Source organism: Mesorhizobium sp. Root552, assembly GCF_001427285.1.
GTDB lineage: Bacteria > Pseudomonadota > Alphaproteobacteria > Rhizobiales > Rhizobiaceae > Mesorhizobium.
In genome coordinates this window covers 1-12,173 of sequence record NZ_LMFV01000033.1, presented here as the reverse complement: position 1 = coordinate 12,173, position 12,173 = coordinate 1, and the positions used below count along the sequence as shown (strand labels likewise).

Annotated in this window: 8 protein-coding genes and 3 pseudogenes; 9 read left to right on the top strand and 2 right to left on the bottom strand. The window is 53.9% G+C overall.

The features are described from left to right. The 9 genes and pseudogenes from ASD50_RS23150 to ASD50_RS22545 all read left to right on the top strand — a co-directional run. A pseudogene (locus tag ASD50_RS23150) lies at positions 1–139 on the top strand (S-(hydroxymethyl)glutathione dehydrogenase); the annotation flags it as partial. Positions 140–143: 4 nt separating this feature from the next. Continuing rightward, positions 144–977 (top strand): annotated as a pseudogene (gene fghA, locus ASD50_RS13505) (S-formylglutathione hydrolase). Between the two features lie 55 nt (positions 978–1,032). Beyond that, positions 1,033–1,605, top strand: coding sequence for an S-(hydroxymethyl)glutathione synthase (gene gfa, locus ASD50_RS13500; RefSeq protein WP_056242115.1), 573 nt, complete (start codon positions 1,033–1,035; stop codon positions 1,603–1,605). A gap of 862 nt (positions 1,606–2,467) precedes the next feature. Next, positions 2,468–4,018, top strand: a complete 1,551-nt coding sequence (locus ASD50_RS13495; protein WP_056242112.1) for an ABC transporter substrate-binding protein — start codon at positions 2,468–2,470, stop codon at positions 4,016–4,018. A gap of 272 nt (positions 4,019–4,290) precedes the next feature. Further along, positions 4,291–5,682: an ABC transporter substrate-binding protein gene (locus tag ASD50_RS13490; protein ID WP_200952416.1), complete on the top strand. Its 1,392-nt coding sequence runs from the start codon at positions 4,291–4,293 to the stop codon at positions 5,680–5,682. 151 nt (positions 5,683–5,833) lie between these two features. Next, complete coding sequence (locus ASD50_RS13485) at positions 5,834–6,799, top strand: ABC transporter permease (protein WP_056242108.1); 966 nt, start codon at positions 5,834–5,836, stop codon at positions 6,797–6,799. 56 nt (positions 6,800–6,855) lie between these two features. Next, positions 6,856–7,659, top strand: coding sequence for an ABC transporter permease (locus ASD50_RS13480; protein WP_200952415.1), 804 nt, complete (start codon positions 6,856–6,858; stop codon positions 7,657–7,659). Further along, positions 7,656–8,648, top strand: coding sequence for an ABC transporter ATP-binding protein (locus ASD50_RS13475; protein WP_056242104.1), 993 nt, complete (start codon positions 7,656–7,658; stop codon positions 8,646–8,648). The genes ASD50_RS13480 and ASD50_RS13475 overlap by 4 nt, the downstream gene beginning before the upstream one ends. Then, positions 8,648–9,589 (top strand): oligopeptide/dipeptide ABC transporter ATP-binding protein, encoded by a 942-nt coding sequence (locus ASD50_RS22545; RefSeq protein ID WP_082549652.1) that lies wholly within the window; start codon positions 8,648–8,650, stop codon positions 9,587–9,589. Before ASD50_RS13475 ends, ASD50_RS22545 begins: the two co-directional genes overlap by 1 nt. Positions 9,590–10,248: 659 nt before the next feature. Here the strand turns inward: ASD50_RS22545 and ASD50_RS13460 are convergent. Next, on the bottom strand, positions 10,249–11,232 hold the full coding sequence (locus ASD50_RS13460; RefSeq protein WP_056242096.1) for a beta-ketoacyl-ACP synthase III: 984 nt from the start codon (positions 11,230–11,232) through the stop codon (positions 10,249–10,251). Further along, positions 11,229–12,077, bottom strand: a pseudogene (locus ASD50_RS13455) (aminotransferase class III-fold pyridoxal phosphate-dependent enzyme); the annotation flags it as partial. The gene ASD50_RS13460 and the pseudogene ASD50_RS13455, both read right to left, overlap by 4 nt. Positions 12,078–12,173 lie beyond the last annotated feature (96 nt).

Here is a 12,173-nt window from a genome sequence, read left to right as displayed (position 1 = left end):
CAAGATCGTCGACTGGTATATGGACGGCAAGATCCAGATCGACCCGATGATCACCCATACCCTCAAGCTCGAGGACATCAACAAGGGTTTCGACCTCATGCATGCCGGCGAGAGCATCCGTTCCGTCGTCGTGTACTGAGATCATGAAAACCGTCTCTATCGATAAGTCGCATGGCGGCATTCAGGGCGTCTACTCGCATTCCTCCCAAGCATACGCATGAGAATGACCTTCGCCTTGTTTGTGCCTCCACAGGCGCGCACGGCTTCGTGACCCATGCTCTGGTACCTCTCCGGCCTGACCTGCACTCATGTGAATGTTATAGAAAAGGGTGAGTATCGCTGGCTTGCCGGAGAACTGGGACTTATCATCGTCTGCCCGTATACCAGCCCGCGTGGAGACACTGTCCCTGACGAACCGAATAATTGGCAGTTCAGCAAGGGCGCCGGTTTCTATGTCGACGCCACGCAGGAACCTTACGCAACCAACTATCGGATGTACTCCTATAGCACTGAGGAGTTGCCGGAGCTGATCGCGAAGCAATTTCCAGCCGATATGTCCCGGCAATCCATCTTCGGCCACTCGATGGGCGGCCATGAGGGTGCTCACGATCGTACTGAAGCATCCAGGCCGTTTCGAGAGTTGTTCGGCCTTTGCGCCGATCTGCCGTCCCAGCGTGTCGGCCTGGTCGAGGCCAGCGTTCGAGAAATACCTTGGTCCAGACCAGGATACATGGCGAGTCTACGATGCATGCGCACTGATCGAGGATAACCGGAAAATTGGTGAAATCCTGGTGGATCAGGGCGCTTCTGACAGCTTCCTTGTCGATGGTCTCCGCCCAGATGAACTAGTCGAAGTATGCCGGGCGGCGGGAATTCCGCTCACCCTACGCATGCAGGAGGGATACGGTCACCCATACTACTTCATCTCCACATTTATGGATGACCACCTTTGCTCGCATGCGCAGCGTTTGCGATAACCGCAGTTAAACCCGCCAGCAAGAAGCTTGGCTCAAGGAGAGAAGGAAACGGAATATGACCAGCGTAGTAATTCACCCCACGATCGATTCCGGGAAAGATAAAGGCGGCGGATCGTTCACGGGAGGAACCCTCGTCTGCGAATGCGTGACCAATCCCGTCAAGGTCAAGGTCAAAACCGACATTGCGCACAATCACGCCTGTGGCTGCACCAAATGCTGGAAGCCGAACGGTACGCTCTTCTCGGTCGTTGCTGTAGCGCCCAGTGACAAGATCGAAGTGATCGAGAACGAGAACAAACTCGCCGTCGTCGATCCGGCGGCACTAATTCAACGGCACGCCTGCAAAGATTGCGGCGTTCACATGTATGGTCCAGTCGAAAGGGACCATCCGTTCAAGGGGCTTTCCTTTATCCATCCGGAACGGTTCGAGGAAAGCGGCTGGGCTGCGCCGGGCTTTGCGGCTTTTGTCTCCTCGATTATCGAGAGCGGCTACAACCCTGACAGGATGGACGGCATCCGAGCGCGTCTGAAGGAACTCGACCTCGAATCTTATGACTGCTTGTCCCCGGCCCTGATGGACTACATCGCAACCTGGACCGCAAAGAAAAACGGCGTCTCTGCCAGCTGACGGCGGAGACCGTCCGCCTACCTCCAAACGTTGCATCTTGATCTCCTTAAACAGTGACGCGCCTCCTCTCGTTTCCGAGCGCGGGGAGGGATGCTACGTCGGTGGGGTCGAGGATTAGGCAACCCATTAGCTTTGTATATGGTCGTGACAATGTAAATCATAATAGCGCCGGCGCGATGCTGGCGGCGGAATAGAAGTCTTCCAGCGGTCAGGCTGATCCCCTTTGGTAGCACAAGCGGGTATTCCCTGAACTGAATATTGTTTGAGGGGCTCGGCGGGTGTCCTTGATGACCTGCTTTGCCGGCCCTTGCCTTATTCCGGATTTATGTCTCATCGTGGGTCCTTTGAAAGACTACGATGAACCAGAATTCCTTCGCTATCAGTTAAGCCAATTTGGTTCCATTAGGGCTGCCGCTGGACTACGAGCAATCCGTCCACACCGCTAAGATGTATCGTCTCTGCCGTCAGTGTGCCATGAAGAACTTGAATATAGCTCGTCACTCAATCAATGCGACAAAAAATGCTCGTTTTTGATGTTGACGGATATTATATAAGAGGTAACCTCATCCATGCGCTTAAGATCCATTGTGCATGAGGGTTACTTCAGCAGGTGATCTTAAACCGTACTGTGCTCTCATGTAGAGATCGCAATGCATTTGTGTGGGTGTTTTCAACAAGATCGATCTCTTGGGTTGGCACCTTTTCCTATACCCGCTATGGCGATAGTAGCAGCTTGCAGTTCGCGGAATGCAGCTTCCGGTAAGTTAGAATTATTCTGTTCTAACTCCATACCATGAGCGCCTGTCACAGCAGGGGCCGAGCAGTTGCGCTTAAGCTTGCTTAACACAACGGAGACCAAGGAATGATTGGGAGCGCTGAAAGACGTGGTGGGGTCCTGAAGGTCGGGCTCGACGCGGAGGTCGATATCATCGACCCGCCGGCATCCTTCGGCGGCTGGAATACGGGGCGTGTTGTTCAGCAGATATTCGAAAGCCTAATAGAGGATGATCTTTCGGCGGAAGGATTACCATACACTCGCCTCGTTCCGGCGCTTGCCGAGAAGTATCACGTATCGGAGGATGGGCTTACCTACACGTTCTCGCTTCGGCGAAATGTTCGGTTCCATGACGATACACCATTCGACGCCGAGGCCGCCAAATTCAACATTGACAGGATGTGGAATTCCGCTGCGCCACAGTACTCGCCCGTAGCTGCTGACTACAATCAGCTTGCAATACAAAGCATCCGTCACGTTGAAGTCGTGGATAGTCATACATTGCAAATTATTCTTAGCGAACCATACGCGGACTTTCTCCGATACATGACCCAGGAAGACGCGCCGGGCTCTTTCGTCTTTGTTAGCCCGAGCGCCTTAAAAAAGTATGGGAATGAAGGAATCGCCGATCGAGCGCCTGGCACTGGGCCGTTCCGATTCAAAGGACGTTGCAGTACCCGCTTCGGAATTGGCGTAATTCTAGAACGCAACGAAAACTATTGGGGTGAGCCTCCGTATCTTGACGAGCTCATCTTTGTTCCGTTGCCGGATGCTGCAGAGCGGGCCGCGGCATTGGAGCGAGGCGATGTTGACGTTGTCTATGGACCGGATCCTTTTCGTCTGTCGGCGCTGCGGGAACGCGGCTTTGTGGTCAAGGAGGTAGCAGTCCCTTATCTATGGTACTTCTCTTTCAATATGCGAGAGAGTCCATTAGATGATGTTCGTGTGAGGCGGGCCATCGCGCATGCGATCAACCGCACGGAACTCAGTAATCAGCTGTTTGGTGAAGCTACCACTGCAGCCGTCGGGATCATTCCCCCAGCTTCACCATCCTTCGAGCCGGATTTTCCAGACTACTATCCATACGATCCTTCCAGAGCAAAGGCATTACTCGCCGAAGCTGGCGTTCCCAACGGTTTTCACTTCAAGATGCTTGTAGCTCGCGCGGGCGGTGAGATTAGTCCGCTGGCGATATGCGATTGGCTAGCGTCTGATCTATCGCAAATCGGCATCACGTCAGAGGTGGAGGTTCGAGATGACTGGGTATCGTATTGCGAGGAATGGCATCGCGGTATCCCACCCGGCATCGGCGCATCCGAGATGAGCTGGGGAATGTCTTGTGACGTTTGGCTGGAGCAAGTCTTGCATTCCCGTAACAGTTCGCCAAAAGGCTTTAACACGGGATATTACAATAGGGTCGARGTAGATCGATTGCTCGACCTTGCCCGGACTGAACAAGTCGAATTTCGCCGCGTTGAACTTTACCGAATTGCTCACCGTCTAATCATGGAGGATTTGCCAATTCTGCCACTTCTTAACCTTGGGTCTGGCAATGTCGTCCACGCTCCAAACGTCAAGGGGTTCAAGTTTCCGGCGCAAAACTGGCACGACTTCCGGCAGGTATGGTTGGAGCGATAGCGCTATGATGGAGTGCCGCCTGAATCGCGTCAGGCTATACGCATGAAATTGTTTGCATCTGAATTCCAGCAGAAATCGCTTAATCAGGTGATAGGGAGGATCAGTCGATKAAATTCGTGAAGCATATTAGATTCATTTTTGTAATTTTCGCGGCCGCATTCATGCATGTGGGGCCGACGGTGGCGGATCCAGGCGGGATGATAACTTGGGGAAAACCCTCAGAGGTCCTCTCCACTGATGCGCATCTGTCGGCTGATGGAACTTCGTGGGCGATGTACTATCTTGTCTATGATACATTGGTTACCACAACGGATGACCTGAAGATTTCGCCGGGACTTGCGGAGTCATGGGAACAGCCTACGCCGACGACGTATATCTTCAAGTTGCGAAAAAATGCGGCATTTTCAAACGGCCGTCCTCTGACGTCCGAGGACGTTGTCGGGAGCCTCAAGCGATTGGTGGATCCAAAATTAGGTAGCTATGCGGGCCGCCAGATTGGCGATGTCAAGTCGGTGGTTGCGCTAGACGACCACACTGTGAAGCTTGAGCTTGAGCAACCGAATACGGCGGTTCTATCCGTTTTGTCTGTCAGCATGACCGCAATCTATCCGATGGAGGAACTTGAGAACGGAACTTTCGATCCGACAAAAGAGATGTTGGGTTCTGGGCCGTTCATGGTGGCCGAGCATCGTCAGGACGAATCCTGGACTTTGGTACGTAATCCCCACTACTGGCGCCAAGGATATCCCATCGTCGATAAGTTGCTTGTTCGAATCATTCAGGATGATACGGCACGCCTAGCGGCTCTGCGTGACGGAAGTGTAGATGTTGCAAATTTCGAGAATCCGGATTCAGCTACGCTGCTGAAGGGTATCGTCAACGTAGAGCCCATTGTTCAGAAGACGACCAACTATTTCCGTCTCGACGTCAGTGCCCTGCAAGATAATTCACCATTCAAGGATATCCGGGTACGGCGCGCCATGGCTCTTGCCCTTGATCGTCAGCGTATAGTGAATGCCGTGTTCGGCGGAGAGTCTGCCGTTGATTATGTGGTGCCTCAGGCATTCGGTAAGCCAGTTTGCCGGGATCATCAGGACTATGTTACCCCCCGAGAAGAGCGGATCGCCCTGGCCAGAGAATTACTGCAAGAAGCGGGCGCGAAAGACCTTAAGGTAGGGATCGTTGCTTCATCGGTTTTGGTAACATTTCCGCTTATCGCGCAAGTCATGAAGGCGAGTTTGGCTGATGTCGGGATTGAGGCCGAGGTTCAGCAAATTCCGGTAGCCGATTGGTATCAGCGCGTGTTCAGTGCGAAGACGGACTTTGACCTAGCACTATCTTGGCTCGCTGGATATTCAGATCCAACTCAGATACTCTCAAACTGGAATCCAGAGTGGGTAGGCTGGAGTGCTGGGTTTATGAAGCCGAACGCAGAGTACAATAATACGGTAAATGAGGTTCGGCAACTTTCAGACGGGCCGGAACGTGATCGCGCTATCGAAAAAGCTTGCCAGATCATCTACGATCAAGCCAATATCCTTCCCCTTATTAGTAAGCCCGACTATATCGGCTATCGAAAAGATAAAATTAACGCAAGATTCAGCGCTATTGAGGGGAATTTCAACACGCTGAAATACATAACGGAATTCTCTCGTCTAGACTAGAGAGGTCTAATCTAGCTTTGTGATCTCAACAACAGGCAGGCTGGGGCGGTGCCATTTAAGAGCACCGACCCCATTCGTTGCACCACTTGACGCCTGACAGTGGCGAAGATGGCCAGCTGCTCGTCTAGAAAGCGAGTTCTTGGGAGTCGAAATGCAAATCATTCAATACGTAATTGGAAGATTCTTTGTAGCTTTGGCAACGATGTTCGGAGTCTCAATTGTCATCTTTGCGGCAGTGAGGATGGTTCCGGGGGGGTTCGAACAGGTCGTGCTTGGCCCATTAGCGACGCCAGAGTCTCGTGCTGTTATCATTGCGAAGTTCGCACTCGACCGCTCGATTATCGAGCAGTATGGCCACTGGCTTGTTGCGGCAGTACACGGCGACTTCGGGATATCTATGGTCACCCAGACATCAGTGACCCAAGAGTTGATCAGACGCGCGCCGGCCACGATCCAACTCGCATTGATGTCTCTGGTTATGGCGCTTTCTGTTGGGTTGCCGCTGGGGGTCATCTCAGGATTGACCAATGGCCGCCCTTGGCAACGTAGTTTGGGCCGGCTCTTAGGAGCACTCGGCGCCAGCATCCCGGACTTCGTTCTGGGAAGCCTGTTCCTGTTCGTCTTTACGGTTTGGTCGTTGGGACCTACTATCGGCGGGTACGTTCCGTTCTTCGAAGACCCATGGACGAACCTGAGAGCCATGGTTTTGCCAGCTGTTACACTGGCAGTCTTCGGGATCGCTCTCATTTTGAGAACGGCACGCGATGCTGTAAAATCTGTTATGATAGAGGGATATATAGCATTTGCGGTTGCGTGCGGCGAGCGACCGTCAAGGATCGTTCGTTATCATGTGCTTCGAAACGCTGCTATCCCGATCATTACGGTTACTGCAACATATCTGGGATATCTCCTCGGGGGCGCCATTATCGTCGAGGTCTTGTTCTCGGTCCCGGGCGTTGGCCTCTATACCTATAACGGCTTGATGAATCGTGACTATGCGATCGTCCAAGCCAGCGTTCTCGTGGCCGCAGCCGTCTTCATCGCCATCAACATGGTCGCCGACACCATCTATACATTGCTCGATCCACGAATCAGTGCACAACAGAGAGCGTCATGAGAAGACGGCTAACGAGTGCGGTCTGTAGGTTTGTTAGTTTCGCAAGAAACGACCGATTGTCTGGTGCGGCAGCTTTGGTTCTTGTGAGCTTGCTTCTTCTCAGCTTGGTCGGACCCTACTTGCCATTAGGCGACCCGGAAGGAATTGGGGCAGGTCCCCGCCTTGCGCCGCCATCGTTTGAGTTTCCGCTCGGCACCGATGAGCTTGGGCGATCTTATTTGCCCCGAGCGATTCAGGGGATCTCTGCGACCTTCCTGCTGGCTACGACTGCTGTCATGGTAACGGCAATTATCGGTGGCATCACAGGCATGTTGGCAGCCTACAAAGGGGGGATTTTCGATGGGATAATTGTCCGGATAGCAGACATCTTCTTTGCCTTCCCCATTATTCTGACGGGTCTTCTTGTCACTGCCATCCTAGGTCCTGGGACACTTTCGGTGCTTGCGGTAATTGCCTCCGCCACCCTTCCAATGTTCATCCGCTTGGTCCGATCGGTCACCTTAGCCATTGCAAAGAGAGGATTCGTAACGGCAGCGGAGGTAGCAGGCGCCTCAACGACGCGGGTCCTGTTCGTTCACTTATTACCCAACATCATGGGCGCAACTATCATCCAGCTAACCTATGCGATCTCCATCGGAATGCTGATCGAAGGCGTACTGAGTTTTCTTGGAATTGGCGTTCAACCACCACAGGCTTCTCTCGGATCCCTATTGAGACAAGGAGTTCTCTATTTGACAGTCGCTCCTTGGATGGTGTTTTCATCGGGTTTTTTACTTACGCTCGCAATCCTGTCGATCAATTTGTTGGGTGACGGCCTGAGAGACGCTATTGACCCACTTCGAACCCGAGCGTTGCAATGAGCGAACTTGTCCAGGTTCAAGACCTCCGTATCAGCTATGAAACGGCGCGGGGCATCGTCTATGCACTCGACGGCGTAGATCTGACTGTCTATTCGTCACAGATATTGGGAATTGTCGGCGAGAGCGGATCGGGGAAAAGTACACTTGGAATGGCTATTGGTCGGCTATTGCCCTCCAATAGCCTCCGAACCTCTGGGGACCTGTTCGTCAACGGTAAGTCCATTTTTGACATCGGAGACGAGCAGATTCGGCTCCTTCGCCAAACCTCACTCGGTTTCGTTTTTCAGAACCCGATGAGCACCTTGGATCCGACAATGCGCGTTGGCAGACAGATACGTCTTGTTTTGAATGGACCCGCTTCGGATGATTCAATTTATGAGTTGCTTCGAAGAGTTGGCCTGCCAGACGTCAAACGAGTAGCAAGAAGCTATCCGCACCAGCTGTCCGGAGGTATGGCACAGCGGGTCGTTGTCGCAATGGCCATCTCGAGGCAACCTTCGTTACTGATTGCCGACGAGCCGACAGCATCGCTCGATGCGTCTGTGCGTGAGCAAATCCTAAGACTGCTCCTTTCAGTTCGCGAAGAGACCGGCGTTGCGATCATTTTACTCAGCCACGAACTTGGCCTCGTTGCTAAATATTGTGACACAATTGCTGTGATGTATGGTGGTCGTCTTATTGAGGCCGGCTCGAACGTGTCAGTATTTGGTCGTCCAGGCCATCCGTACACAAAGGCGCTACTCGAAGCGGCGCCTGGGAGCGAAAGGCCAGGCGATTGGCTCGAGGCAATTCCTGGCGTTCCACCAGTACTCCAGAGTTCTGCACATGGCTGTGTCTTTGAACCACGTTGCAAATTTGCGCAAGAGACGTGCCGGACGGTTCGACCGGCCCTTCGCCCCATCGAGAACCGCTTGGTCGCCTGCCATCGTGCAGAAGAGGTCTTGAGGGCCGAGCCGTCCACCGCAGCCACCCACGGAAGGATCGCTTGATGAATACGCCAGTTGTAGAACTGGACGGCGTTGACGTCGTCTTTTCCGGCGGGGCATTTTGGGCACGACAGAGAATTCATGCTGTAAAAGGTGTTTGTTTGTCAATTGAGGAGAACGAGATCCTAGGATTGGTTGGCGAGTCAGGGTCCGGAAAGACGACGCTTGGACGTCTATGTATGGGATTGGTCAAACCATCCGGAGGCGACGTTCGGTTCGAAGGAAAATCATTATCCGATCGCCGAGGTCTGGTGCGAGCAGAGCGATCAATTGTCCTGCAGCAGCCGGAGTGGGCGCTCAATCCGCGTCTGCTTGTCGGAACCTCGGTTTCCGAGCCACTCGATATAATCGGAATAGAATCACGTACGGAGCGAAAAAGGCGGGTTGTCGAAATGCTGGAACGGGTCGGGCTCGACCGGAGCTTTGCCTCTCGATTTCCGCATGAGCTATCGGGAGGTCAACGTCAGCGGGTGGCAATCGCACGTGCCTTGATCACGCAACCGAGCTTTATCGTTCTGGACGAGGCGGTCAGTGCGTTAGATGTGTCCGTGCAGACCCATGTGCTAAACTTAATAAAAAAGTTACAAGCGGCACAGCGTTTCTCTGCGTTATTCATCTCCCATGACATGGCTGCAACTCGGTATGTCTCGAACCGAATTGCAGTGATGTATGCCGGCGAAATAGTTGAAATCGCGCCATCTGTGACCTTCTATGAGAAACCACAGCACCCGTATAGCCGAGCGCTTCTCCTCTCGCTGAGGGATCATGAGCGCTCCCAATTTGAGTTAAAGGTGGCGAATGATCTCATCGCTAAGGACGGCTGCTCGCTGAGCCATCGTTGCGCTTGGGCCGACGATGTCTGTCGTTCGATGAAAGCTGCTATTCGACCGCTAAACAACGGCAAGGTGGCCTGTCACAGAGCGGAAGAAATAGTCCAGGTTTGAACATAGGCATCAAAAAGCCTCATCGAGCGGCAGCTGGAGATGGTTCGGGAGCACTTAATGATCCGCAGGAGACCAATTGGACTGTAAAGCAAAGAGCCATCTGAGACTAAACACAGTCGATGCTACTTTGATCTCGCGCAACGGCAATTGGGTTTGACCGAAACCGGATACCCACAAAAGGGATGGGACCTTGAGATGATGTCATGTCGATTGGCTTCATTTTCTGTCGAACTTAGCGCCATCCGAGGAAGGATAACCTCATCAGACTAATAGACATTGCCGGACACGTGTGGGGTCTGCACGCTCGGGGCTACGGTGTTGTGACTTCAGACGATACTTCTCTACGGTGGATTTCGGGCAGCATGATCTTCAACTCTGTGCTCGTCGACGATATACTGCAAGTTTTTAATCCATCGACGGTGTAGACCACAATATTCTTGCGTAGTTTGGACGCAGGATAATCATCGTATGCGCTGAAGCGGATCTCTGCCATGTTCGACGTCAAGGCTTTGAAGTTCTTGATCGGCTGAGCAAGGATGGCAATGCACAAGAAGCCCTCGAGATGACGGTCAATTTTGAGATTTCTGGGAGGCGGGCTGATTGGCCGAAAGGCTCGACCCTGGAGATGGCACCGGCACCAATTTAGCGGAACGGCGCTTTTAAACGCCGACTACCAGTGCCCCACCTGTCAGGCCTGCACCCGCCGCCGCCAGCAGGAGTTTCTCACCTGGCTGAAAGGGAGCTGCGCTATGCGCGACCGACAACGACAAGGGGATCGTCGCGGCCGACGAGTTGCCATAGTCGGCGATGGTTTTTACGATGCGCTTGTCTTCGATACCGAGCGTCTTGCCAACCACATTGAAAATGCGGATGTTTGCCTGATGCGGCACGAACCGGTCAATGTCTGCGGCTCCAAAGCCAGCGCGGATAAGGGCTTTCGCCGAGCAAGAACTCATCATCTCCACTGCTCTGGTGAATACCGCGCGGCCATCAGCGATGGTCATGCGGGTGTCTGAGATGTCGAGTTCGCCGGAGAAAGGACGGGCACTGCCGCCGGCTGGAATTTGGATGAGATCGTAGCCTGTACCATCCGCACCAACAGCCGCCCCGAGAATACCATGGCCGGGATCGTCTGAGGGGACAAGCACTACCGCCCCAGCAGCATCAGCGAACAGTACAGCGCTCGCCCGTTCAGCGGGGTTTATCCGGCGGCTCAATATATTGGCAGCGATGACAACAGCCGGCTTGTTGTACAACCGCACGAAACCGTCCGCAAAGGTCAGTGCATAGATGAAACCGGAGCAGGCACCGGCAAGGTCGACGCTGCCGGCATTGGCGAGGCCGAGCCGGTGCGCCACTAGCGGAGCGCTTGGCGGCAATAAATGGTCCGGTGTCGAGGTGGCGAGCAGGAGCAGGCCGACTTGTCGGCGCTCAATGCTGGCCGCTTTCAGCGCGATGTCGCCGGCGCTTGCGGCTAATTCAGACAAGGTATCGCTGGGTTCTGCCCAATAGCGCGAAAGGATACCTGTTCGACCTGCGATCCAGCCGGCCTCAAGCCCGAGACTCTCCTCGATTTCGGCATTGTCGACCTTTCGGGCCGGCACGTGATGGCCAAGGCCAAGGATGCGCGCTGTGCGGCTCATAATGCGTCTCCAATGAATTCAGCGGCTTCGTCGACTGCGTTGTATAGTCGGTCGAGTTCCTCCGGCAGTATACAATAGGGTGGGAGCACATAAATGACGTTGCCGAGCGGCCTTATCAGCAGGCCACGTTCGAAGAAGAATGCACGCAACTTCGGACCGACTGCCGCAAGATATCCTGCCTTATCGACACTAAGATCAAGAGCGGCGATGGTGCCGGTCGTTCGCACATTCTCAAAGCGCGGATCGTTGTTGAACCTCTCAATTTTCTGGGCCTGCACCCGCGACAGTGCTGAAATCCGTTCTGTAACCGGCTCGTCACGCCAGATGCCGACATTGGCGAGCGCGGCTGCACACGCGATTGGATTGGCCATATAGGAGCTCGAATGGAAGAAGGTTTTGGTGCGATCTTGCGAGAAATGCGCGTGGAAAATTGCATCGGTGGCGAGCGTCGCCGCTAGCGGTACCGAACCGCCGGTCAGCCCCTTGGAGGTACACAAAATGTCTGGTGCGATGCAGGCCTGGTCGCAGGCGAACATGGAACCGGTGCGCCCCCAGCCAGTCATCACTTCGTCGGCAATAAATAGCGTTCCCGTACTTTCAGCGATACGCTTGAGCTCGGCAAGCACTGTGACCGGATACATCAGCATGCCACTAGCGCCTAGCACCAGCGGCTCGATGATCAGCGCCGCCACACCACCTGCGCGCGTAAGCTGCTCGAAACAGTCGAGCGTCTTCTGCTCACGCCCGACAGCGGGAAAGGGAATGGTGTCGACTTCGAACAACAGCGGTTCATATGCGGCATTGAAGACGCTCCGCGCCCCGACGCTCATCGTGCCTATGGTGTTGTCAGGCGAAATGAGAAATTGCCCCCCGGACGAAAGGAAGAACTGACCCCCTCTCTTTTGAGAGGACGGATAGATGACGACAGAGCTTTCGGCGAC